Source organism: Streptomyces sp. NPDC093600 (assembly GCF_044764755.1).
GTDB lineage: Bacteria > Actinomycetota > Actinomycetes > Streptomycetales > Streptomycetaceae > Streptomyces.
Genome location: NZ_JBIWIU010000001.1, coordinates 888,162 through 912,962, shown reverse-complemented (window position 1 = coordinate 912,962; position 24,801 = coordinate 888,162). Strand labels below are relative to the sequence as shown.

15 protein-coding genes are annotated in these 24,801 nt (G+C 73.3%); 4 read left to right on the top strand and 11 right to left on the bottom strand.

Annotated features, from left to right (window positions below):
* Positions 1 to 214: 214 nt before the first annotated feature.
* On the bottom strand, positions 215 to 2,404 hold the full coding sequence (locus tag ACIRB4_RS04450; protein ID WP_403288357.1) for an ATP-dependent DNA helicase UvrD2: 2,190 nt from the start codon (positions 2,402 to 2,404) through the stop codon (positions 215 to 217).
* A gap of 142 nt (positions 2,405 to 2,546) precedes the next feature.
* Between ACIRB4_RS04450 and ACIRB4_RS04445 the strand changes: the two genes are divergently transcribed.
* Entirely contained in the window at positions 2,547 to 2,789 is a 243-nt protein-coding gene (locus ACIRB4_RS04445) for a mycoredoxin (protein ID WP_356896058.1), read from the top strand.
* Positions 2,790 to 2,900: 111 nt separating this feature from the next.
* Here ACIRB4_RS04445 and nudC read toward each other — a convergent pair whose 3' ends face one another.
* The 6 genes from nudC to ACIRB4_RS04415 form a co-directional block, all read right to left on the bottom strand.
* Positions 2,901 to 3,839: an NAD(+) diphosphatase gene (gene nudC, locus ACIRB4_RS04440; RefSeq protein WP_403288671.1), complete on the bottom strand. Its 939-nt coding sequence runs from the start codon at positions 3,837 to 3,839 to the stop codon at positions 2,901 to 2,903.
* Between the two features lie 51 nt (positions 3,840 to 3,890).
* Complete coding sequence (locus tag ACIRB4_RS04435; RefSeq protein WP_403288356.1) at positions 3,891 to 5,330, bottom strand: dipeptidase; 1,440 nt, start codon at positions 5,328 to 5,330, stop codon at positions 3,891 to 3,893.
* A gap of 10 nt (positions 5,331 to 5,340) precedes the next feature.
* Complete coding sequence (locus ACIRB4_RS04430) at positions 5,341 to 8,934, bottom strand: UvrD-helicase domain-containing protein (protein WP_403288355.1); 3,594 nt, start codon at positions 8,932 to 8,934, stop codon at positions 5,341 to 5,343.
* 71 nt (positions 8,935 to 9,005) lie between these two features.
* On the bottom strand, positions 9,006 to 9,812 hold the full coding sequence (locus ACIRB4_RS04425; RefSeq protein WP_403288353.1) for a hypothetical protein: 807 nt from the start codon (positions 9,810 to 9,812) through the stop codon (positions 9,006 to 9,008).
* Between the two features lie 134 nt (positions 9,813 to 9,946).
* Complete coding sequence (locus tag ACIRB4_RS04420; RefSeq protein WP_403288352.1) at positions 9,947 to 13,666, bottom strand: ATP-dependent helicase; 3,720 nt, start codon at positions 13,664 to 13,666, stop codon at positions 9,947 to 9,949.
* Positions 13,667 to 13,815: 149 nt separating this feature from the next.
* Positions 13,816 to 14,223 carry an MGMT family protein gene (locus tag ACIRB4_RS04415; RefSeq protein WP_403288351.1) on the bottom strand — a complete coding sequence of 136 codons (408 nt, stop codon included), beginning with the start codon at positions 14,221 to 14,223 and terminating at the stop codon, positions 13,816 to 13,818.
* A gap of 222 nt (positions 14,224 to 14,445) precedes the next feature.
* On the opposite strand from ACIRB4_RS04415, the gene ACIRB4_RS04410 reads away from it, so the two are divergent.
* The 3 genes from ACIRB4_RS04410 (at position 14,446) to ACIRB4_RS04400 (ending at position 20,393) form a co-directional block, all read left to right on the top strand.
* Positions 14,446 to 17,109, top strand: a complete 2,664-nt coding sequence (locus ACIRB4_RS04410; RefSeq protein ID WP_403288670.1) for a flippase-like domain-containing protein — start codon at positions 14,446 to 14,448, stop codon at positions 17,107 to 17,109.
* Positions 17,110 to 17,226: 117 nt separating this feature from the next.
* The gene (locus ACIRB4_RS04405) at positions 17,227 to 18,795 is read left to right on the top strand and encodes an alpha/beta hydrolase (RefSeq protein WP_403288350.1); all 1,569 of its coding nucleotides are present in this window, start codon (positions 17,227 to 17,229) and stop codon (positions 18,793 to 18,795) included.
* 59 nt (positions 18,796 to 18,854) lie between these two features.
* On the top strand, positions 18,855 to 20,393 hold the full coding sequence (locus ACIRB4_RS04400; protein WP_403288349.1) for an alpha/beta hydrolase: 1,539 nt from the start codon (positions 18,855 to 18,857) through the stop codon (positions 20,391 to 20,393).
* 83 nt (positions 20,394 to 20,476) lie between these two features.
* Here ACIRB4_RS04400 and moeZ read toward each other — a convergent pair whose 3' ends face one another.
* The 4 genes from moeZ to ACIRB4_RS04380 form a co-directional block, all read right to left on the bottom strand.
* Positions 20,477 to 21,655 carry an adenylyltransferase/sulfurtransferase MoeZ gene (gene moeZ, locus ACIRB4_RS04395; protein WP_403288348.1) on the bottom strand — a complete coding sequence of 393 codons (1,179 nt, stop codon included), beginning with the start codon at positions 21,653 to 21,655 and terminating at the stop codon, positions 20,477 to 20,479.
* Between the two features lie 63 nt (positions 21,656 to 21,718).
* Positions 21,719 to 22,462 (bottom strand): spherulation-specific family 4 protein, encoded by a 744-nt coding sequence (locus ACIRB4_RS04390; protein WP_403288346.1) that lies wholly within the window; start codon positions 22,460 to 22,462, stop codon positions 21,719 to 21,721.
* Positions 22,450 to 23,409, bottom strand: a complete 960-nt coding sequence (locus tag ACIRB4_RS04385) for an NAD-dependent epimerase/dehydratase family protein (RefSeq protein WP_403288345.1) — start codon at positions 23,407 to 23,409, stop codon at positions 22,450 to 22,452. The genes ACIRB4_RS04390 and ACIRB4_RS04385 overlap by 13 nt, the downstream gene beginning before the upstream one ends.
* Positions 23,410 to 23,582: 173 nt before the next feature.
* A complete protein-coding gene (locus ACIRB4_RS04380) occupies positions 23,583 to 24,791 on the bottom strand; it encodes a hypothetical protein (protein WP_403288344.1) in 1,209 nt (402 codons plus the stop codon).
* Positions 24,792 to 24,801 lie beyond the last annotated feature (10 nt).

The window sequence follows — 24,801 nt, the reverse complement described above, 5'->3', positions numbered from 1 at the left end:
GACGAAGCTGACGTTGCTGCTGATGTTGCGGTTGATGCTGATCACTGGAATCGCCTCCTCTCGGCGTCTCGGAGCGCTCGGGGTGAACCGGGCCCTCGTGTATTCGGATAAGTACAGCACGAAGACAGGGCTTCGAAGAAGCCGCTGTTTCCGTGGTTAAGAACCTATGGGGCTTGACGGGGCGGGCGCAAACTATTTTTCCGACGAGTTTTCGTCACTGCTCCTCGTCGTCTTCTCCGGGCCCCTCACCTGGCTCTTCGCCCGCGCAGAGGGCCAGGACATCGGCGCCGAACCGGTCCAGCTTGCGCGCGCCGACCCCCGAGATGGAGGCCAGCTCGCCGTCGGTGGAGGGGACGCACTCGGCGATCGCCATCAGCGTCTTGTCGGTGAACACGCAGTAGGCGGGCTGCCCGAGCCGCTTGGCCTGGTCGGAGCGCCACTCGCGCAGCCGCTCGTACAGGGCCTCGTCCATGTCGGAGGGGCAGTCCTCGCAGCGCATCAGCTTCATCTCACCGGCCTCGGTGAGGGTGGCGCCGCAGACCCGGCACTGCACCGGACCCCGGCGCTTGCGCCGGCCGCCGCCGCTCCCCCGTTCGACGGAGCCGCCGCCACCCGCGCCGCCGGCGCCGAGGGAGCCGGAGCCGGGTCGCAGCCCCTTGAGGAACCGGGTGGGGCGCCGGGAGGCGCGGCCGCCCGGGGAGCGGGAGAGCGCCCAGGACAGCGAGAGGTGGAGCCGGGCGCGGGTGACCCCGACGTACAGGAGCCGGCGCTCCTCCTCGATCTGCTCGTCGGTCTTGGCGTACGTGATCGGCATCATGCCCTCGGTGAGGCCGACCAGGAAGACGGCGTCCCACTCCAGGCCTTTGGCGGCGTGCAAGGAGGCGAGGGTGACGCCCTGGACGGTGGGGGCGTGCTGGGCGGCGGCCCGCTCGTCGAGCTCGGCGACCAGGTCGGAGAGGGTGGCGCCGGGCTTGGCGCGGGCGAAGTCCTCGGCGAGGCGGACCAGGGCGGCCAGCGATTCCCAGCGGTCGCGGACGGCACCGGAGCCCGCGGGCGGCTCGGTGGTCCAGCCGTTGGTGGAGAGCACGGCGCGGACCTGGGAGGGCAGGTCCTCGGCGTCGTCGAGAAGGGAGTCGTTGCCCCCGGCGCGGGCGGCGCCGCGCAGGGCGACACCCGCCTTACGGACCTCCTCGCGGTCGAAGAAGCGCTCGGCGCCGCGCAGCTGGTAGGGCACTCCGGCGTCGGCGAGGGCCTGTTCATAGACCTCGGACTGGGCGTTGATGCGGTAGAGCACGGCGATCTCGCCGGCCGGGACGCCGGCGGCGATCAGGTCGCGGATGCGGCGGGCGGTGCCCTCGGCCTCCGCGGGCTCGTCGGCGTACTCGGTGTAGGCGGGCTCGGGGCCGGGGTCGCGCTGGGAGATCAGCTCCAGGCGGTGCTCGGCGGCGCGGCCGCGGGCCTGGCTGAGCAGTCCGTTGGCGAGGTGGACCACCTGGGGGGTGGAACGGTAGTCGCGGACCAGCTTCACCACGGTGGCGTTCGGGTGCCGGGTGCGGAAGTTCAGCAGGTGGTCGGGGGTGGCGCCGGTGAAGGAGTAGATGGTCTGACTGGCGTCGCCGACGACACAGAGGCTGTCGCGGTCGCCGAGCCAGAGGTCGAGGAGCCGCTGCTGGAGCGGGGAGACGTCCTGGTACTCGTCCACGACGAAGTGCTGGTACTGGCGGCGGATCTGGTCGGCGATGTCGTGACGGTCCTGGAGGATGCCGACGGTGAGCAGCAGCACGTCCTCGAAGTCGATCACCGAGCGGTCGCGCTTGAGCTGCTCGTACATGGCGTAGATCTGACCGATCTCGGCCGGGTCCCGGGGTGCGTCGCGGACCGACTTGGCGACGGCCGCCGGATAGTCGGCGGGGACGGTCTGCGTGACCTTGGCCCACTCGATCTCGCCCGTGACGTCACGCAGCTCGTTGCGGTCGAGCCGGACGCGGCAGCGGGCGGCGGCCTCGGCGACGAGCTGGATCTTCCGCTCCAGGAGCCGGGGAAGATCGCCACCGACGACTTTCGGCCAGAAGTACTGGAGCTGGCGCAGCGCGGCGGAGTGGAACGTGCGGGCCTGGACACCCCCCGCGCCGAGCTCGCGCAGCCGGCCGCGCATCTCGCCGGCGGCCCGGTTGGTGAACGTGACGGCCAGCACACTGCCGGGCTGGAGTATCCCCGCACGCACGCCGTAGGCGATGCGGTGCGTGATGGCCCGCGTCTTGCCCGTGCCGGCTCCCGCCAGCACGCACACCGGGCCGTGCAGGGCGAGGGCGACCTCGCGCTGCTCGGGGTCGAGCCCGTCGAGCACCGCGTCGGCCGACTCGGGGACCCGCGGGAAGAGAGAGGAGTGCGTTGCTGCTGTCACCCCGCCATGCTGCCAGGTTCGGTGGGGTGGGTGCGGCGCGTTGTCCACAGGCGGAGGGCACCGGTCGTACGAATGCGGGAATGGGTGCGGGGGCGCGTACGTTCTCTCCTCGGACCACCCGCGAACAGAGGAGCGCCAGGCCATGCAGGGAACTGTGACGATGTACAGCACCACGTGGTGCGGCTACTGCCGTCGGCTGAAGAGCCAGATGGACCGCGAAGGCATCGCGTACACGGAGATCAACATCGAGCAGGACCCGGAATCGGCCGCGTTCGTGGAGAAGGCCAACGGAGGCAACCAGACGGTACCGACTGTCCTGTTCCCGGACGGTACGACGCTGACCAACCCGTCGCTCGCTCAGGTCAAGCAGAAGGTCGGTGTCTGAGCCGACCGGCTGAGATCGGCAGCGACCGGCGGCCCGACCGCGTGGAAGAGCCCCCTCCCGGCACTGCCGGCAGGGGGCTCTTTTCGGCCGCTTTTCGGCCATGGGAGCCGGTCAGAGCACGTCGCCGGGCTTCGGCAGCGGCTTGCCGTACCAGAGCTCGATGAGACGGGACGCGATCGAGATGCCGTACGGAGGCAGGACCTCGCCCGACTCGAAGGCGGCGGTCAGGTCCTCGCGGGAGAACCAGCGGGCCTCCTGGATCTCCTCGCCGTCCACGGTGATCTCCGAGGAGGTGGCGCGCGCGAAGAAGCCCAGCATCAGGCTGGACGGGAAGGGCCACGGCTGGCTGGCGATGTACTCGACCTCGCCGACCGTGACGCCGGCCTCCTCGAAGACCTCGCGCGCCACGGACTGCTCGATGGACTCGCCGGGCTCGACGAAGCCCGCGAGGGTCGAGAACCGGCCCTCGGGCCAGTGGACCTGGCGGCCGAGGAGCGCGCGGTCCTCCTCATCAGTGACCAGCATGATCACGGCGGGGTCGGTGCGCGGGTAGTGCTCGGCGCCGCAGGCCTGGCAGCGGCGGATGTGACCGGCGGCCGCGATGACCGTGCGCTCGCCGCAGCGGGAGCAGAAGCGGTGGAGGCGCTGCCAGTTCTCCAGCGCGACGGCGTGCACCATGAGGCCCGCGTCGCGGGGTGAGAGCAGCAGACCGGCCTCGCGCAGACCGGCCGGGCGGGCGGACTGGTCCATGCGGCCGGGCAGGGAGTCCTTCTGCAGGGCGAAGTAGGAGACGCCGTCGGCGTCGGTGCCCAGGAAGTAGCGGTGGGTCTCGGTGACCGGGGCCTCGAAGGCCGGGGTCATGACGAGCTCGGTGCGCCCCTCGGGGGTGTCGTCGATCAGCACCTGGCCGCCCGAGACGACGAAGACGCGGGTCCGGGGGTGGCTCCAGGCGGCGGCCAGCCATGCCTCGTCGAGGCGGTGGTGGGCCGCGCGGTCGATGCCGCTCGGGGCGGTGAGCCCGATCGGACGGTCCACGGTCTCGTTGTTCATGCTGCTCACAGGTGCTTCCAACTCCCCCGGTTCGATGTGTGGGTTCAGCGTTCAGCGCTGCGGGACGGCTGCCGGGAGGGCAGCGGGCAGGTCGCTCCACAGATGAGCGGTGGTCTCGACGCCCTTGAGGAGGAGGTCGAGCTCGATCTTCTCGTTGGGGGCGTGCCAGCCGTCGGACGGTACGGAGATGCCGAGGAACAGCACCGGAGCGTCCAGGACGTCCTGGAGGTCGGCGGCGGGGCCCGATCCGCCCTCGCGGGTGTAACGGATCTTGGCTCCGTCGAAGGCCAGGCTCATGGCGCGGGCGACCGACCGCAGGGCGGGGTGGTCGAGCGGGGTCAGGCAGGGCCGGGTCGGGGCGCCGAAGACGATCTCGTACCGGATGCCCTGGGGGATCCGGTCGGCGAGCCAGTCGCGCACGGCGAGCTCGATCTTGTCCGGGTCCTGGCCGGCGACCAGCCGGAAGGAGAGCTTCAGCTGGGCGGAGGCGGGGACGATCGTCTTGCCGCCGGGGCCCTGGTAGCCGCCGCCGATGCCGTTGACCTCGGCGGTGGGGCGGGCCCAGACACGCTCCAGGGTGGTGAAACCGGCCTCCCCGAGGGTGCCGTGCGACGCGGCCGTGCGCAGCCACTCGGCCTCGTCGAAGGGGAGCTCGGCGATAAGGGCGCGCTCGGCGTCGGAGAGCTCGGTGACGCCGTCGTAGAAGCCGGGAACGGCGACGCGCTCGTTCTCGTCGTGGAGCGCGGCGACGATCCGGCCGGCGACGGTGGCCGGGTTCGGCACGGCTCCGCCGAAGGATCCGGAGTGGATGTCCTGGTCGGGGCCGTACAGCTGGATCTCGCAGTCCGCGACTCCGCGCATGCCGGTGCAGACGGTCGGGGTGTCCTCGGACCACATGCCGGTGTCGGAGACGATCACGACGTCGGCGGCGAGCCGGTCCGCGCGGGACTCGACGAGGTCGCGGAAGTGCGGGGAGCCGGACTCCTCCTCGCCCTCGACGATCAACTTGAGGTTGACGGCGGGGGCGGTGCGGCCGGTCGCCGCGAGGTGGGCGCGGACGCCGAGGGTGTGGAAGAAGACCTGGCCCTTGTCGTCGGCGGCACCGCGCGCGTACATCCGGCCGTCGGTGATGTACGGCTCGAACGGGTCGGTGTTCCAGCCGTCCTCGCGGGCGGCGGGCTGGACGTCGTGGTGGCCGTAGACGAGCACGGTGGGGGCGCCGGCGTCCTCGGAGGGCCATTCGGCGAAGACGGCGGGCGCGCCGTCGGTCTCCCAGACCTCGACCGTCGTGAACCCCGTCTGCGCCAGCTTGGCCGCGAGCCAGTCGGCGCTGCGCCGTACGTCCGCGGCGTGGTCGGGCCGCGCCGACACGGACGGTATGCGCAGCCACTCGGCGAGGTCGTCGAGGAAGGCGGCGCGGTGCTGCTCGATGTACGTGCGTACGGCCTGGGTACGGGCGGTCTGGACGGCGCTGTCCGGGGTGTAGCTCATGCTCCTGAGCCTATCCGGCGCCCCGGGCGGGGCGGCTCGGCGGTCCGCCCTCCGGACCGCCCTCAGAGGCGGGCTCCGCACCGGGCTCCCCTCCCGGCTCCTCTCCCCCGAGCAGGATGTCCTCGAGCTCGGCACGGCCGGGCAGGCTGCGGGGCCGTACGACCTCTCCGGTGCGGACGTAGACGAAGGCGGCCGCCACCTCCTCGACGGGGACGCCGTGCTGCTCGGCCCAGGCGAGACGGTAGATCGCGAGCTGAAGCGGGTCGGCGGTGCGGAGGTGGCTGGTCTTCCAGTCGACGATCTCGTACGCACCGGATTCCGGGTCCCGGTAGACGGCGTCGATCCTGCCCCGGATCACCCGTCCCGCGAGGGAGAGATGGACGGGGACCTCGACGCGGTACGGGGTGCGGCGGGCGTACGGCGTGCGGGCGAAGGCCTCCTTGAGGACGTCGAGGTCCCGCTCGTCGACGATCTCGGGTTCGCCGGCGAAGTCCTCTCCGCCGGGGAGTTCGTCGGGGCCGAGCATGGGGAGCGGCAGCTCCTCGAACCGGGACTCCACCCACGCGTGGAACCGGGTGCCGCGGCGGGCCGCGGGTTGCGGCGGGCGGGGCATGGGCCGGGCCAGGTCCTGGGCGAAGCCGTCGGGATCGGCGGCGAGGCGGAGGACCTGGGAGGCGGAGAGGTAGGCGGGCAGGAGGACATCGCGGGTGGTGGCGCGGGCGCGGCGGAGCTCGGTGGTGAGCGCGGTGAGGTCGCGGTCCCAGGAGGCGAGGGTTCTGGCCTCCTCCGGGGTGAGGGCCGGCTCCGGGGTGAGGGCCGGCTCCGGGGTGAGGGCCGGCTCGGGGGTGAGGGCCGGCTCGGGGGTGAGGGCCGGCTCAGGAGCGTCGTCCCGGGGCGCTCGGGGCGCGGGGACCTCGCCGGCCGGGGGCTCGTCGTAGGCAGGGGACGCGTCGTAGGCCGGAGGCCCCTCGTGGACCAGGGGTTCGTCCCCGGCCGGGGGTTCGTCGTCCCAGAGAGGTTCGTCGTCCCAGAGGGGCTCCTCGTCGGGCCAGAGGTCCTCGGCGTCCTGGGGGTCCTGGGGTGCTCGCGCTTGCGCGGGCAGCGGGTGCGCGGTGCGGGCCCGCAGCGCCGCCTCGACCGCCGCCGCCGCTGCGCGGCGGCGGGAGAAGGACGCGGGGTCCAGGGGCAGGGGCCATGCCTGGTCGGCGGTCGCCTCCTTCAGCGAGGGGTTCTCGGCGTCCGGTTCCGGTTCGTCGGCCCAGGCCTCGATCTCGCCGAAGCCGGCCGCGCAGTGGTCGTGGAGGGCCATGAGGAACTCCGAAGGGCCGCGCGGCTTCTTCTGGGCCGGGCCCCACCAGTGGGCGGAGCCGAGGAGGAGGGAGCGGGGGCGGGTGAAGGTCACATAGCCGAGGCGGAGCTCCTCGGTGTGCTGGTGCTCCCGCATCCGCTCCTTGAACGCCTTGAGGGAGGCGGCGTCCCAGCTGTCCACGTCCGGCAGGGTGGCGGAGTCGCCGCGCAGGGCGTGCGGCAGCACCTGCGGCTGCGACGTCCACGACTCGCGCGACCTGCCGCTGGGGAACTGGGAGGCGACCAGGCCGGGCACCGCCACGACGTCCCATTCGAGGCCCTTGGACTTGTGCGCCGTGAGGACCTTGACCGTGTTCTCGCCGCCCGGGAGGGCGTTGTCGAGGCCCTTCTCGTACTGCGCGGCCGTACGCAGGAAGCCGAGGAAGGCCAGCAGGGTCGCCTCGCCGTCCAGGGAGGCGAAGCCCGCCGCTATGTCGAGGAAGTTGGAGAGGGTCTCGCGGCGGCGGGCGGCGAGCGCGTGCGGGGAGGCGGAGAGTTCGACCTCCAGGCCGGTGGTGGCGAGGATCCGGTGCAGGACGTCCATCAGGGGGTCGGCGAGCGAGGAGCGCAGCTGGCGCAGCTCGGTGGCGAGGCGGGCGAAGCGGACCCGGGCCTGGGCGGAGAACGGCAGGCCGTCGTCCTCGCCTCCGGAGTCCAGGAAGGTGTCGAGCGCGTCGGCCAGCGAGATGACCTCGGCCGGGTCGACTCCCTCGACGGCGGCGGCGAGCCGCCGGTCGTCGTCGCCGGCGTCGCCGGCGCGTTCGCGGTGCACGAGGAGCCGGGCGCGGCGGCCGAGGAGGGCCAGGTCGCGCGGGCCGATGCGCCAGCGTGGGCCGGTGAGGAGGCGGACGAGGGAGGCGTTGGCGCCCGGGTCCTGGAGGACTTCGCACACCGCGACCAGGTCGGCGATCTCGGGGAGGTGCAGGAGCCCGGAGAGGCCGACGACCTCGACGGGGACGTCGCGGGCGACCAGGGCGGCCTGGATGGCGGGGAAGTCGGTCGCCGTACGGCACAGGACGGCGATCTCGCCCGGTTCCCTGCCGGTGCGGACGAGGTGGGCGAGGGAGTCGGCGAGCCAGTCGATCTCCTCGGCGTGCGTGGGCAGCAGCGCGACGCGCACCGTGCCGTCGCCCTCCGCGCCGGGCGCCGGGCGCAGCGCCTCCACGCCCGCGTGCATGGCGCGCAGGGGGGCGGCGAGCCCGTTGGCGAGGTCGAGCAGCCGGCCGCCGCTGCGCCGGTTCTCGGAGAGGGCGTGGCGGGAGGCGGGGGTGCCGTCCGCGTACGGGAAGTGGGCGGGGAAGTCGTCGAGGTTGGCGACGGACGCTCCGCGCCAGCCGTAGATCGCCTGGCAGGGGTCGCCGACGGCGGTCACGGCGTGTCCGGTCCCTCCGCCGAAGAGGCCGGAGAGCAGCAGCCGCTGGGCGACGGAGGTGTCCTGGTACTCGTCGAGGAGCACCACCCGGAACTCGTCCCGGAGGATGGCGCCGACCTCGGGGCGGGTGGTGGCGAGCTGGGCGGAGAGGGCGATCTGGTCGCCGAAGTCGAGCAGATCGCGGGAGCGTTTGGCGGCGCGGTAGCGGACGACGAGGTCGAGCAGTTCGCGGCGGGCGGCGGCGGTCTCCGGGACCTTGCGCAGGTCGGCGTTGGAGAGCTTGGCGCGGGCGAGGTCGTCGAGGAGCTCGGAGTCGTACGCCTCCAGGTCCCGCGGACGGACGAGGTGCTCGGACAGCTCGGCGTCGAGGGCGAGGAGATCGCTGACGAGGGTCGGGAACGACTTCGTCAGGGCGGGGTACGGGCCGGGGGCTTCGCGCAGCACGCGCGCGGCGAGCTGGTAGCGGGTGGCGTCGGCGAGCAGCCGGGAGGTGGGCTCCAGGCCGAGCCGCAGGCCGTGATCGGTCAGCAGCTGCCCGGCGAAGGCGTGGTACGTGGAGATGCGGGGCTCGCCGGGCGGGTTGTCGGGGTCGATGGCGTCGGGGTCGGTGACGCCGGCGCGGACGAGGGCGGTGCGGACGCGTTCGGCGAGTTCGCCGGCGGCCTTGTTGGTGAAGGTGAGGCCGAGGACCTGTTCGGGGGCGACCTGGCCCGTGCCGACCAGCCAGACCACCCGGGCGGCCATCACCGTCGTCTTGCCGGAACCGGCTCCGGCCACGATGACCTGCGGGGCGGGCGGCGCGATGATGCAGGCCGTCTGCTCCGGGGTGAACGGGATGCCGAGGAGCTCCTTGAGCTGCTCGGGGTCGGTGATGCGTGCGGTCACCTCAGAGAGGCTAACGGGGACCACTGACAACCCCGCCCGGGCTGTCAGTGGCCGGGCTCAGGCAGAGCGGGTCAGCTGGGGGCGTTCGGGTTCAGTTTGGAGACGTCCAGCGTCTCCTTCTCCGGCGGTACGACGACCTTCACGGGCTTGTCGTAGTCGGAGAGGACGATCGACCCGGGCTCGTCGCCGCCCGTCTTGACCATCTTGAGGATGTGGGGCTTGCCCTCCTGGGAGACGGAGACCGTGGTCGTCTCTCCGCCGGGCTTCTTCTTCACGAGCGTGGCGACGGGGGTCCCCTCGACCTCGGCGTCCGGTCCTCGGGTCAGCCCTTTGCGCTCGGCGGGCTCGTCGCCCATGTCGTCGAGCAGCTTCTTGAGGTCGCAGACCTCGCTCAGGTCGCTGGTGCCGGACTGCCCCGGAGTGATCTTCAGCCAGCGGTCCTTCAGGAGTTCGACGGTCGCGTCGGCCCGCTGCTGCGGAGTCCCGCGGGATGCCATCGAGGCACGCCAGAAGGGCTCGTCGCCCTTCAAGTACGTGATCTTGGCGGCCTGCCGCAGGTCGGCGGTGCCTCCCTTGATCTTCATCTGCCCCGTGCACTCGTTCTTGTCGTTGAGGGCGAGGTCGATGTCCACCGGCTGTCCGTCCGACGTGACCCGGCCGGCCATTCGCAGGGAGGTCGCGGACTGGGTGGCGGTGACGGCCCGGTCGCCGATCTCATCGGCGCTCAGATCCCGGAACGGATCGGGCGACGGCGCGACGGCCACGGTCCGCGCGTCCGAGGGCGCCGGGGTCGCGGCCGCCCATCCGGTCGGGGCGGCGCCCGCGATCACGGCCGCGCAGACGACGGTCGCGGCCCGGAGCTTGCGGCGGGATCGCATAGGGCCCTCCTCGCGTGTGCCCCTCGTACCAGATTGGACCGCCCGGCGCGCTCCCGCTAGTCCGCTCGGGCCCTGTCCACCGGTCCACCGGTCAGCCGGTCCGCCAGTTGGTTCTTGCCGTGCCGTGCCGTGGCTCATTCGACGATGTGGCGGCCCTCCGGCTGGGCGCTGCACGAGGCGCGGAAGGCGCAGTGGGTGCAGTGCTGGCCGGTGGAGGGGGTGAAGCGCTCGTCCAGGACGCGGCCGGCCGCGGTGGCCAGCAGGTCGCCGACCCACTCCCCCGCCAGGGGCTCCTGCGCCTGCACCTTGGGGAGCGCGTCCCCGCCCTCCTTCTTGGGGGCCGGCTGGCGCAGCTGTACGAGTTCGGCGCCTCCCGGGTCCGGGCGGCGGCCGTCGAAGACCTCGTCGACGGCTCCTTCGCGTACCGCGAGCTGGTAGACGGCGAGCTGGGGGTGGTGGGCCACCTCGTCGCGGGTGGGGGCGGACTTGCCGGTCTTGAAGTCGACGACGTACGCGCGGCCGTGCTCGTCGGCCTCGACGCGGTCCATGGAGCCGCGGATCCGGACCTCGTACTCACCGGCTTCGAGGGTGACGTCGAAGTCGTGCTCGGTGGCGGCCGGGGTGCGGCCGCCGCGGTCCATGACGTGCCAGCGCAGGAACCTTTCCAGCGCCACGCGCGCGTGCTCCTTCTCCTGGGCGGACTTCCAGGGGGCGTCGAAGGCGAGGCCGTCCCAGACGGAGTCGAGGCGGGCCATCAGGACGTCGAGGTCGGCGGGGGTGCGGCCGGAGGCGACCTCGTCGGCGAGGACGTGGACGACGTTGCCGAAGCCCTGGGCGGCGGTGGCGGGGGCGTCGGCCTTGACCTCGCGGCCGAGGAACCACTGGAGGGAGCAGGTGTTGGCGAGCTGGTCGAGGGCGGAGCCGGAGAGGGTGACGGGGCGGTCCCGGTCGCGGAGGGGGACGGTGCTGTGCGTGGGCTCGAACAGGCCCCACCAGCGGTCCGGGTGCGCGGCCGGCACCAGGGGCTGCCCGTCGTCGTCGGTGAGGGCGGCGAGGTGGGCGAGGCGTTCGGCGGCGGCGGCGCGGAGCGCGTCGGAGGCGGCCGGGTCGACGGTGGTGGCGCGCAGTTCGGCGACGAGGGCGGCGACGGCGAGGGGGCGGCGGGGGCGGCCGGGGACGTCCTTGGGTTCGGTGCCGAGTTCGGTGAGGAAGCGGGAGGGCTGGTCGCCGTCCTCGGCGGGGGCCTTGACGGCGGTCACGACGAGGCGGTCGCGGGCGCGGGTGGCGGCGACGTAGAAGAGGCGGCGCTCCTCGGCGAGGAGGGCGCCGGGGGTGAGGGGCTCGGCGAGGCCGTCGCGGCCGATGCGGTCGGCTTCGAGGAGGGAGCCGCGGCGGCGCAGGTCGGGCCAGAGGCCCTCCTGGACGCCGGGGACGACGACCAGGCTCCACTCCAGGCCCTTGGAGCGGTGTGCGGTCATGAGACGGACGGCGTCGGGGCGGGCCTGCCGCTTGGAGAGGGTGTCGGCGGCGATGTCCTGGGCGTCGAGCTCTTCGAGGAAGTTGAGGGCGCCGCGGCCGCCGACGCGGTCCTCGGCGCGGGCGGCGGTCTCGAACAGGGCGCAGACGGCGTCGAGGTCGCGGTCGGCGTTGCGCCCGGCGGCGCCACCGCGCAGTGCGGCGCGCTCCAGGCGGCTGGGCCAGGGGGTGCCGTTCCAGAGGATCCAGAGGGCTTCTTCGGCGGTGCCGCCGGCGGCGAGGCGGTCGCGGGCCTGCCGCAGGAGGTCACCGAGGCGCTTGGCGCCCCGGGCGTAGGACTGGTCGTGGGCGACGAGCCGCTCGGGCTCGGCGAGGGCGCGGGTGAGCAGCACGTCGGAGGGGGGCGGCACGTGGTTGCCGCCGGCCCGCTCCTCGTCGCGCAGGGCCCGCCCGAGTCGCCGGAGATCGGCGGGGTCCATCCCGGCGAGCGGCGAGCCGAGCAGCGCGAGCGCGGTCTCGGTGTCGAGCCAACCCGTATCGCCCGCACCGCCACGGTCGCCCTCGGCGGCCTCGGGTGCCTCGGCAGCGCTGCGGGTCTCGGCAGCCCCGGGTGCCTCGGGGACTTCGGGTACCTCGGGGACTTCGGGTTCCCGTGCAGCCCCGGGCGCCTCGGAGGCTCCCGGTGTCTCGGCACCCCTAAGTGCCTCCGCCGCCCCGGGCGCCTCGGCAGCGCCGGGTGCCTCGGCCGGGCCGGGCACAACGTCGGTTTCGGACGTCCCCGTCGCCCCGGAAGCGTCGGGCGCGTCACCGGCCTCGGAAGTCCCAGGCGCCTCGGCAGCGCCAAGCGCGCCGCCGCCCACGGCGCCCCCGCCGCTCTCCGAGGCCCTCCCGGCCTCTCTGTCCCCTTCGGGGACACCGTCCGCCCGCGCCCCTTCCGGGACACCGTCCCCCCGCCCCCGCTCCGGCCGGGTCGCCGTCGCCGCCGCGCGGAGGGCGAGGAGGAGGGGGGCGACCGCCGGTTCGTGGCGGAGGGGGGTGTCGGCGGTGTCGGTTTCGAGGGGGACGCCCGCCGACGTCAGGGCGCGGCGCAGTGCCGGTATAGGGGTGCGGGCGCGGACGAGGACGGCCATGGCGTGCCAGGGGACGCCGTCTTCGAGGTGGGCCCGGCGCAGCAGGTCGGCGATGTTGTCGACTTCGGTGGAGGCGGTCGGGTAGGTGTACGCCTCCACGCGCCCCCCGCCTCGCACCGCCGCCAGGTCGCGGTGGGCGCGCACCTTGTCGGCGGGCAGCCGGGGCAGGGGCATGCGCTGGGTGAGGAGCCGGGTGGCCGCCAGCAGGGCCGCGCCCGAGCGCCGGGAGGTCGTCAGGACCCGGACGTCCGCGGGCCGGCCGTCCGGGCCGCGGAAGGTGTCGGGGAAGTCCAGGATGCCGTTGACGTCGGCCCCCCGGAACGCGTAGATCGACTGGTCGGGGTCGCCGAAGGCGACCACCGTGCGCCCGCCCGTCGCCCGGCCGCCGCCCCGCGCGGACGCCCTTCGGGCCGCCCCGGTCGGATTGCCCGTCAGCGCCGCGAGGAGACGGACCTGTGCCGGGTCGGTGTCCTGGTACTCGTCGACGAAGACCGCGTCGTACTCGGGCAGCGTCACGCGCTCCGCGAGCAGGACCGCCCGGTGGACCAGCTCCGTGTAGTCGAGGACTCCCTGCAGGTCCAGGACGTCCAGGTACTCCGCGAGGAACCCGGCCGCCGCCTTCCAGTCGGGCCGCCCGACCCGCTGGGCGAACTCCGCGAGCGCCCCGGGCGAGAGCCCGAGCTCCCGGGAGCGCGCGAGGACGGCCCGTACCTCGTCGGCGAAACCGCGTGTCGTCAGGCAGGCCCGCAGTTCGTCGGGCCACCGGACCCGGCCCAGGCCCGCCTTCTCCAGGTCGATCTGGCCCGCGAGCAGCTCTCGGACCGCGAGGTCCTGCTCGGGACCCGACAGCAGGCGCAGCGGCTCCGCGAACAGGTCGGCGTCCTGGTGGGCGCGGATCAGGGCGTAGCAGTACGAGTGGAAGGTCGTCGCCTGTGGCGGTCGCGCGCCGCCGAGTCGCGCCGCCATCCGGTCGCGCAGTTCCACCGCCGCCTTGCGGCTGAAGGTGAGGACCAGGATGCGCTCCGGGTCCGCCCCCTTCTCGACGCGGGCCGCGACCGCCTCCACCAGGGTCGTGGTCTTCCCGGTGCCCGGTCCGGCCAGGACGAGCAGTGGTCCGCCGTCGTGGTCAACCACTTCACGCTGCGCTGCGTCCAGCAGAGGGGGATCCACCGGGGCCGGCGCGGTACGCACCAGCCGGTACGCGCCGGGGGCCCGCCGCGTACGTCGGGTGGTGGAGGAGGTACTCACGTGGATCGCCGGTCCTGGTGGATGGTGTGCTGGTGCTGAGGGGAGACCCGTACGGGACGAACGACGACGTTACGGGATACGAACGGCGTCCGAGTCGTACTCCGTACGGTCCTGCGACCGGCCGCCCCGTCGCGCCATGGCGGAAGCTGTCACGTGTGAGGTCCGCCATCCCACCGTGCCCGCCGCATGTCGAGCTTCGGCAGATGTCCTTCGGCGGCACGCCCGGCCTCGCGCAGCGGCGTGCCCTCCTCGCGGTAGTGGCCGAGCGCGCGCAGCTCGTGGCCGGGCAGCAGCGTGCCGTCGGCGCGCACCACGCGCCACCACGGCACCGCGCCGCCGTACAGGGCCATGACGCGGCCGACCTGGCGCGGCCCGCCCTCGTCCAGCCATTCGGCCACGTCGCCGTAGGTCATCACGCGGCCCGGCGGGATCAGCTCGGCGACGTCCAGCACCCGCTCCGCGTACGGGGGAAGTTCCGCGGCGGGATCGGTGGCGGGATCCGCTGCGGGTTCCGCGGGAGGCTCCGCGGGAAGATCGTGAGGTTCCTCGGCGCTCATCCGGACCATCCTGCCTCACCGCACCGACAACCCCCTGATGCCTCCGTCGGGCCCCGCTTCGTGCCACCATCGTGCGGGCGGTGACGGGTGAGACGAGACCGAGGGCGACCGGAGCACCGGGTCGAGCACTTCGAACAAGTCGAGCACTTCGAACAAGACGCCCGGAACGAACAAGACGGACAATCCACGCAAGTGGTAAAAGTGGCACAAGCAGAGACGGACATGGTGATGGGGCACGACGCTCAGCCTCCACAGGAGGGGGCTCGCCCCGGCGTGCCCGCCTCCGACGGGGAACCCAGCGAACGCGTCTCCGTCGACGAGCCCCTGCTCGCCGCCCGTGTGCACCGGCCCTCCGACCTCATGCGGCTCCTCGTCGGTGTCCTCGCGATCGCCGTCGTCATCGCCATCGCCGCCTTCGCCCACGGCACCACCTCCGGCCTGGAGCAGGACATCAACAAGGGCGCGGGCGGCGCCCCCGACCTCTTCGTCAAGATCGCCGGCCTGGTCTCCAGCATCGCCGTGCTGCTCGTACCGGTCGCCTTCGCCATCGAGCGGCTGATCAAACGCGACGGGCTGCGGATCGCCGACGGCGTCCTCGCCGCCGTCCTCGCCCACGGTGTCACCCTCGCCACCGACCTCTGGGTCGCCAAGGCCGCGCCCGGCACCATCCAGGACGCGCTGACCCAGCCGCAGGCCGGGGGCGGTCTCACCGACCCGGTGCACAACTACCTCGCGCCCGTCATCGCGTACATGACCGCCGTCGGCATGGCCCGCAGGCCCCGCTGGCGGGTGGTGCTGTGGGCGGTCCTGCTGCTCGACGCGTTCACGATGCTGGTGGCCGGCTACACCACCGCCTTCTCCGTCATCCTGACCGTCCTCATCGGCTGGACCGTGGCGTACGGAACGCTGTACGCGGTCGGCTCCCCCAACGTCCGGCCCACCGGCCAGACACTCCTCGCCGGCCTGCGCAGGGTCGGCTTCCGGCCGGTCACGGCCATGCGCGCGGAGGGCGTACCGGACTCCGCGGACACCGGCGACCGGGGCCGCCGCTACATCGTGACCCTGGAGGACGGGCCGCCGCTCGACGTCACGGTCGTCGACCGCGAGCAGCAGGCGCACGGCTTCTTCTACCGCGCGTGGCGCCGGCTGACCCTGCGCGCGATCACCACCCGGCGCTCGATCGTCTCGCTGCGCCAGGCACTGGAGCAGGAGGCCCTCCTCGCGTACGCGGCGATCGCCGCCGGTGCCAACGCGCCGAAGCTGATCGCCACCTCCGAGCTGGGACCCGACGCCGTGATGCTCGTGTACGAGCACCTGGGCGGCCGGACCCTGGACTCGCTGGAGGACAAGGAGATCACCGACGAGCTGGTGCGCAGCGCCTGGCATCAGGTGCGGGCCCTGCAGTCGCGCCGGATCGCGCACCGGAGGCTCACGGGGGACGCGATCCTGGTGGATCGTTCCGGCAAGGTGATCCTGACGGATCTGCGGGGCGGTGAGATCGCCGCGGGCGATCTGGTGCTGCGGATGGACATCGCCCAGCTCCTCACCACCCTCGGTCTGCGGGTCGGCGCCGAGCGGGCGGTGGCCGCGGCCGTGGAGGTTCTCGGCCCGGACGCCATCGCCGACTGCCTCCCCCTCCTCCAGCCGATCGCGCTGAGCCGCTCCACGCGCGCGACGCTCCGGAAAATGGCCAGGGAGCGGTCGAAGCGGGAGCGCGAGGCCGTCCTGGAAGCCTCGGAGGCGGCGAAGCGGGCCAGGGTGGAGGCCGCCACCGCCGAGGGCGAGGCGAAGCTCGACCGCAAGTCGGACCGGAGGATCGAGAGGGCGGAGAAGCAGGCCGAGAAGCGGGCCCTCGACGAGGCGCTCGACGAGGCCCGCGACGAGGACCTCCTCGCCCAGATCCGCCAGCAGGTGCTGCTGATCCGGCCCCAGGCACCCGTCGAGCCGGTCCGCCTGGAGCGGATCAAGCCGCGCACCCTGGTGAGCCTGATCGCCGGCGCCGTCGCCGCGTACTTCCTGCTCTCGCAGATCGCCCGCACACCGCTGTCCACCATCAGCCAGGCCGACTGGCGCTGGGTGGCGGCGGCGGTGCTGTTCTCGGCGCTGAGCTATGTCGCGGCGGCGATGAGCCTGCTCGGCTTCGTACCGGAGCGGGTGGGGTTCTGGCGGACGGTGATCGCGCAGGTCGCCGGGTCGTTCGTGAAGATCGTCGCCCCGGCGGCGGTGGGCGGTGTCGCGCTGAACACCCGGTTCCTCCAGCGCTCGGGGGTGCGGCCGGGGCTCGCGGTGGCGAGCGTCGGCGCCTCGCAGCTGTTCGGGCTGGGGGCGCACATCATGCTGCTGCTCGCCTTCGGCTATCTGACCGGTACGGAGAAGTCGCAGTCCTTCACCCCGTCGAGGACGGTCATCGCCGGTCTGCTGACGGTGGCGGTGCTGGTCCTCGTGGTCACCGCGATCCCGTTCATGCGCAAGTTCGTGTCGACCCGGCTGCGGTCGCTCTTCGCGGGTGTGGTGCCGCGCATGCTGGACGTGCTGCAGCGGCCGATGAAGCTGATCACCGGCATCGGCGGCATGCTGCTCCTGACCGGTTTCTTCGTCCTCTGCCTCGACGCCTCGATCCGCGCGTTCGGTCACGACAGCCAGGGGATCAGCTACGCGAGCGTGGCCGTCGTCTTCCTCGCCGGCAACGCGCTCGGTTCGGCGGCGCCGACGCCGGGCGGTGTCGGCGCGGTCGAGGGCGCGCTGACGTTCGGCCTGGTGGCGGTCGGCCTCCCGCTGGAGGTCGCGACCCCCGCGGTGCTGCTCTACCGCCTGCTGACGCTGTGGCTGCCCGTCCTGCCGGGCTGGCTCTGCTTCAACTGGCTGACGAAGCGGGGCGCGCTCTAAGGGGCCGTCGTGCGGACCGGGCGCGTCCGGGCCCCGAGCCGCCGCCCGCTCCCGTACCGCCACCCGCGTGGCCCATGCGCCCGCGCGGGGCTGACGCGCCCGGCACACGATGGCTCTATGCCGATCTCCGCCGCGCAGCGCGCCGCCGCCCTGTTCACCGTCTCCGCCGTGCTGCTCGCCGGCGGCTGCACGGACGGCGGGGACGAGGCCGCCGCGCCGGAGACGCCCACCGCCACCGGGCTCGCCCGGTTCGCCTCGCAGCAGCTGGAGTGGGGGCCCTGCCGACCCCCCACCGCGGGCGGCGGCGCCAGCCCCTCGCCGCTCCCCGGGGGCGCGACCTGGGAGTGCGCCTTCATGGACGCGCCCCTCGACTACGCCGAGCCCGACGGCGAGACCATCGAGCTCGCCCTGATCCGCGCCCGGGCCCGCGACCGGGGCAACCGGATCGGCTCGCTCGTCTACAACTTCGGCGGCCCCGGCGGCTCCGGCCTCACCGGTCTGCCGTCCTTCGCCCCGGACTACGAGAACCTCCGCTCCCGCTACGACCTGGTCTCCTTCGACCCCCGGGGCGTCGGCCGGAGCGAGGGCGTCGAGTGCGCGACCGACCGGGAGCTGGACGCCTACTACTCCCTGGACTTCACGCCCGACGACACCGCCGAGGAGCGGGTCCTCTCCGACGCGCAGAAGAAGTACGCGAGCGGCTGCGAGCGGGAGTCCGGCGCCCTGCTCCCCCATGTCGGCACCGCGAACGCCGCCCGGGACATGGACCTGATGCGCCAGGTGCTCGGCGACGACAAGCTCCACTACTTCGGCATCTCCTACGGAACGGAACTGGGCGGGGTGTACGCCCACCTGTTCCCCAAGAACGTCGGCCGCGCCCTGTTCGACGCCGTCGTCGACCCGAACGCGGGCACCGAGGAAGGCGCCCTCGCCCAGGCCAAAGGCTTCCAGCTCGCGCTCGACAACTTCGCGAAGGACTGCGTGGACCGCGGCGACGCGTGCACCCTGCCCGGCTCGAACGTGGCCGAGATCGAGTCGTTCATCACCGGGCTCCTCGCCGAACTCGACAAGAAGCCGATCCGGGGCATCGGGGAGCGCAAGCTCACCCAGAGCCTCGCCACCAACGGCATCGTGCAGGCGCTGTACACGGAGGAGTACTGGCAGTACCTGGAACAGGGTCTGGACGCGGCCGACGGCGGCGACGGCGGCCTGCTGCTCGCTCTCTCCGACTCGATGAACGGGCGGGACGAGAACGGCCGCTACAGCAACATCCAGGCGGCGAACGCGGCCATCAACTGCGTGGACTTCAAGGAGCGCTACACCCTGGGCCAGGCCAAGGAGCGGCTCCCCGAGTTCCGCGAGGCCTCGCCCGTCTTCGGCGACGCCATGGGCTGGGCCCTGGCGAGCTGCTCGCAGTGGCCGGTCCCCGGCACCTGGGACCACCCGGACGTCTCCGCCCCCGGCTCGGCCCCCATCCTGGTGCTCGGCACCACCGGTGACCCGGCGACGCCGTACGCGGGCGCCCGCGCGATGGTGAACGCGCTGGGCAAGGGCGTCGGCGTGGAGCTGACGTACGACGGCACGCGCCACGGCGCCTACAACAGCGGCAACAAGTGCGTGCAGGCCGCCGTCGACGCGTACTTCCTGCGGGGCAAGGTCCCGGCCTCGGGGACCGTCTGCAAGTAGCGGAGCGCCCGCCGCCTAGGATGGCGGTTTTCCGGTCCGGATCGCGGGGGTTGTTGATCATGTCCATTCGGATACGGGTGGCGGTCCTTGCCGTCACCGGGCTTCTGGTCGCCGGCTGTACGAGCCCCGGCGCCGCCACCGACACCCCCCGTACGACCCCGTCCGCCGACGGCGCGACGTCCCCGGACTCGTCCTCCGCCCTGCCCGCCGCGCTCACCTCCCAGCGCCCCGACTGGAAGACGTGCGCCGCCCCCGAGGGCGGCGAGAAGCCCGGCGCCGACTGGCGCTGCGCGACCGTGAAGGTCCCCCTCGACCACGAGAAGCCCTCCGGCGAGACGATCCCCATCGCGCTGATCCGCAAGGAGGCCCGCTCCAAGGCCGACCGGATCGGCTCGCTCCTCTTCAACTTCGGCGGCCCGGGGGCCTCCGGCGTCGACATCCTCCCCCGCGCGGCCGCCGAGTACGGCGGGCTCAACCGGCGTTACGACCTGGTCGGCTTCGACCCGCGCGGTGTCGGCGGCAGCGCCGCCGTCGTGTGCCAGGACGACGAGGAGATCGCCGAGGCCGAGGCCCGGTGGGACCCGTCTCCGGACACCGTGGCCGAGGAGGCCGCGTACATGCAGGACGGCACTGCCTTCGGGGCGGGCTGCGCCCGCCGCTCGGGCAAGGTCATCGCACACACCACGACCTCCAACACCGCCCGTGACCTCGATCTGATCCGGCACGTCCTCGGGGACGCCAAGCTCCACTACTTCGGCATCTCGTACGGGACGCAGCTCGGCGGCACCTACGCCCACCTGTTCCCGAAGAACGTGGGCCGGACCGTCCTGGACGCCGTCGTCGACCCGACCGCCGACGCCGAGGGGCAGGCGCGCAACCAGGCGCTCGGCTTCCAGCGGGCCCTGGACAACTACCTGAAGAGCAGGGGTGAGGACCCGAAGGCCGGTACCGAGCGGATCGCCCATCTGCTGGAGCGGCTCGACAGCCGGCCGCTCCCCGTCGGTGAGCGCTACCTGACCGAGGGGCTCGCGGTCACCGGCATCGTGGTCACGCTGTACTCCAAAGCCAGCTGGCCCATGCTGACGTCGGCCCTGCAGCAGGCGGAGAAGGGCTCCGGCGCCGAACTCCTCCAGCTCGCGGACTACTACAACGACCGCGACGAGTCCGGGCACTACTCCACCCAGTCGCACTCCCAGCGCGCGATCTCCTGCGCCGACTCCAGTGAGCGCGGAACGGTCGAGCGGGCGCTGGCGCTGCTGCCGGAGTTCCGGAAGCTGTCGCCGGTCTTCGGGCCGCTCCTGGCCTGGGACACGGCCGGCTGGTGTGCGAACTGGCCCGTGAAGGGCGAGGTGGCCGACATGGACGTGAGCGCGCCCGGCGCGGGTCCGATCCTCGTGGTCGGTACGACCGGTGACCCGGCGACGCCGTACGAGGGGGCCGAGCGGATGGCGAAGGAGCTGGGCAAGGGCGTGGGCGTCCTCGTCACCAACAAGGGCGAGGGGCACGGGGCCTACGGCACGGCGTCCTGCGTGACGAAGACGATCGACGCGTATCTGCTGGACGGCAAGGTCCCGGCGTACGGGAAGACCTGCTCGTAGCACGAACGGCGAGGCCCGGACCTGATGTCAGGTCCGGGCCTCGCCGTTGTCCACGGGTCAAACGGGTCTCGGGTCCGACGGGTCTAGTAGACCGGCTTCTCGGGCTCGATCTGGTGGACCCAGCCGATCACGCCGCCGCCGACGTGCACCGCGTCCGCGAAGCCCGCGGACTTGAGCACCGCGAGGACTTCCGCACTGCGGACACCCGTCTTGCAATGCAGGACGATCCGCTTGTCCTGCGGCAGGTCCTGGAGGGCGGTGCCCATCAGGAACTCGTTCTTGGGGATCAGACGCGCGCCGGGGATCGAGACGATCTCGTACTCGTTGACCTCCCGGACATCGATGATGTCGATGTTCTCGCCCTCGTCGATCCACTCCTTGAGCTGCTTGGGAGTGATCGTCGAGCCGAGCGCCGCCTCCTGGGCCTCCTCGGACACGACGCCGCAGAAGGCTTCGTAGTCGATGAGCTCGGTGACGGTCGGGTTCTCGCCGCAGACCGCGCAGTTCGGGTCCTTGCGGACCTTGACCTGGCGGTACTGCATCTCCAGGGCGTCGTAGATCATCAGCCGGCCGACCAGCGGGTCGCCGACACCGGCGAGGACCTTGATGGCCTCGGTGACCTGGATGGAGCCGATGGACGCGCAGAGCACGCCCAGGACGCCGCCCTCGGCGCAGGACGGGACCATGCCCGGCGGCGGGGGCTCCGGGTAGAGGCAGCGGTAGCAGGGGCCGTACTCGGACCAGAAGACGGAGGCCTGGCCGTCGAAGCGGTAGATCGAACCCCAGACGTACGGCTTGTTCAGCAGCACGCAGGCGTCGTTGACCAGGTAGCGCGTGGCGAAGTTGTCGGTGCCGTCGACGATCAGGTCGTACTGGCTGAAGATGTCCATCACGTTGTCGGCCTCGAGCCGCTCTTCGTGGAGGATCACGTTCACGTACGGGTTGATGCCGAGGACCGAGTCCTTCGCGGACGCGGCCTTGGAGCGGCCGATGTCCGCCTGGCTGTGGATGATCTGACGCTGCAGGTTCGACTCGTCGACCTCGTCGAACTCCACGATGCCGAGCGTGCCGACGCCGGCCGCCGCGAGGTACATCAGGGCCGGCGAACCGAGGCCACCGGCGCCCACACACAGCACCTTGGCGTTCTTCAGCCGCTTCTGCCCGTCCATCCCGACATCCGGGATGATCAGGTGGCGGGAGTACCTGCGGACCTCGTCTACGGTGAGCTCGGCAGCCGGCTCGACCAGGGGTGGCAGCGACACGGGGGCTCCGTTGGTCGGTATGTCAGTACGGTTGTTCTCCCCGTAACACTGCCACGCCCCTTCTCATTCCGAGACACCCGGTCCAATGCGCGAGACGATTTCGTCCCAGTAGCCGGGCAGTGTGTGGAACGGGTCGGTTTGTCCCACCCGGCCTCCGCGGTCGGTGAAGAAGATCGTCCCCGCGCCCTGCCAGCGGGCGATCCGCATCGCCTCGTCGAGATGGCTGCGCGGCACCCCGTGGACGAGATGGACGAACTTCTCCGGCGGATACTCGGCGGTCCACTCCGCCACCTGTGACCAGCGGTAATCCGCCCAGGGGCCGGAGAAGGTGACCAGCTGGTCGGCGACTTCGGCGTAGCCGGGGTACGGATGGGCGCCATGGCCCAGGACGAGATGGGCCTCTCCGTCGAGCACCGCCTCCAGCGTCGCCGCGATCCGCCGCACCTCGGGCAGGTCCGCCCGGTCCGTGGGACAGCGGTCCAGGAAGAAACCGTCGACCTTGTACCAGTCGAGGAAGCGGTGGGCGTCCGAGACGATCTCGCCGAAGGCCCGGGAGCCGTGGTGGAGGTCCAGGTGCCCGAGCACCGTGACCCCGGCGTTCCGCAGCTTCCCGGCCGCCTCCAGGCAGTGCGGGTCGGGGCGGGCCCCGGGGCCGTCGGCGACGTTGAGGACGGCCCAGTGCAGGGGGGTCCCGGGACGGGTCAGTTCGGCCCACTCGACCGGGGCCAGCAGGGGGTGGGCGTAGCCGGGGACGCCGAAGCCCATCTCCTGGACGGCCCCGGTCGTGCCCGTCGTCAGATGCGGCATGCCGCCTCCATCCAGATGTCGGCGAGGGATTCCTCGAGGTTGATGCGCGGCCGCCAGCCGAGCCGGTCGCGGGCGGTGCGGACGTCGGCCTGCTGCCAGCCGCCGCAGCCGTCGGGGTACGGGTGGGGCGCGGCGGCCAGCTGTTCGGCGATGGTCTCGGTGCGCGGCGCGCCGATGACCGACCGCTGCGGCGGTCCGTCGAGTTCGTGCAGGGTTCCGGCGTATCCGGCGACGCGGGCGAGGACGGCGGCGGCGTCGCGGAGCTTGACCGCCCGTCCGGTGCCGATGTTGACGACGCCCTGGGCGGCGGAGAGCGAGGCGGCGTGGACGGCGCGGGCCACGTCCCGTACGTCGACGAAGTCGCGCTGCACGCCGAGGCCGCTGAGCTTGAGCTCGCCGTCGCCGGCCTGCATGGCGCGGCGCATCGCCTCGGCGAGGCGGCCGAGCGGGGAGCCGGCGGGGGTGCCGGGGCCGACCGGGGAGAACACCCGCAGTACGACGGCGTCGAGTCCGGAACCGAGGACCAGCTCGGTCGCGGCGAGCTTGGAGACGCCGTACGGGCCGCCGGGGCGGGGCACGGCGTCCTCGGCGGTGGAGGAGCCGGGCTGGGCGGGCCCGTACTCCGAGGCGCAGCCGAGCTGGACCAGCCGGGCGCCGCAGCCGCTGCGGCGCAGGGCCTCGCAGACGGTGGCGACGGCGACGGTGTTGTGCCGGGTCAGATCGCGGGCGCCGCCGCGGGTGGCACCGGCGCAGTTGACGACGACGCCCGGGTGGACGGCGTCCAGGAACCGGGTCAGGGCGCCGGGGCTGCCGCCGGCGAGGTCGAACCGTACGTCGGCGTCGTCGCCGCGCCCGAGGGCGGTGAGGTGGACCGCCGGGTCGGCGAGCAGCCGGTCGGCGACGAAGCGGCCGATGAATCCATTGGCTCCGAGCAGCAGCACCCTCATCGTGCGGCCCCTTCGCGCCGACCGGCCGTTGCTGGGTGTAGGGAGGTCATGTCTCTTTCGTCTCCTTGGGATGGGGTCCTGCGCGGTGGGCACGCCCGCGGCGTCGGCTCCGCGGGTGCGCCGGGGTTCGGGGGTCGTGCCGGTCGGGCGGACCGGCGTGCGGGGGGCCTGCGCTATGGGTTGGCGTGGGCCGAGGCCCGCGAGAGGGCGACGGTGGCGCGGGCCAGGAGGCCGGCGGCCGCGGCGCCGCAGACGAGGGCGGGCAGGGCGCCGGGGCCCCACTGGTCGGAGAGGGTGCGGACGGGCTCCGCGAGGATGTCGAGGCCGGGGATGCGCCCGGCCAGGACGGTCGCGACGGCGAGCGCCTCGGCGGCGCAGGCGGCGGCGAGGCCGTTCGCCGCGGTCTCGGGGAAGCCGTGGACGGTGAGCAGCCGGGCGAGCAGCAGCAGGGCACCGAGGGCGAGGGTGCCGTAGGTGAAGCCGGTCAGGCTCAGCAGGGCGGCCACGACGGCCGTGTGGAGCGCGACGGTGACGAGCAGGAGCGGGCGGGTGCCGGCGGCGAATTCCTCGAGGCCCCGGCTGGCGGCGAGCCTGCGGCGGGCCCGCGTGGCGAAGAGGTGGGCGCACCAGGCGGCGGGGGCGACGGCGAGGGCGAGGGCGACGAGCGGGCCGAGGGCGAGGTCCCAGGTCTCGTCGGGCCCGCCGGTCAGCGTCTCGTGGAGAAGACCGTCCCCGCCGACGGCGTACGCGAGGAGCCAGAGGGTCCAGACGCGGGCGGCGGGGACGGTGCGGCCGGCGGCGCGCAGGGGGCCGCGCCGGACGGCGACGGCGAGCGCGACGGCCAGGCCGAGGACCCCGGCCGCGCCGACGGCGAGGCGCACGGGTCCTTCGGTGAGAGCGAGTCCCGCGGCGGCGAGGACGGCGACGGCTCCGGGCGCGAGGGCGCGCAGCGTCCACCCCGCCCATCCGGCGCGCGCGCCGGTGTCCCGCGCGGGGCGCGCGGGCGGTTCGTCGCCCCGGGGCACGCGCACGTACAGCTCCTCGGCGAGGGAGAAGACATCGCGGTGCCGGAACCGGGCGGCGGTCCGGTCGGTGACTCCGTGGGCCTCAAGGCCGGCCGCGATCTCCAGGGCGTCGACGGCCCTCTCGCACAACTCCCGATGCCGGTGCATGAGCGCCTTGACGGGGTCGGCGGGCCCGCGCCGGGCGGGCCGGGGGGCGGCGTCGGGCCGCGGGCGGGCGCCGGTGTCCGCCTGGCCGCCGGGGAGACCGGCGGACGGCGGGGCGGCGGGCTCCTCGGTCGTCAGCGCCTTCGTCCGGAGCAGCGCCTCGGAGTGGGAGTCCCAGGGTCCGGGGCTCGTGGGGGCGGCGGGGCCGCGCATGGGGGTGCCT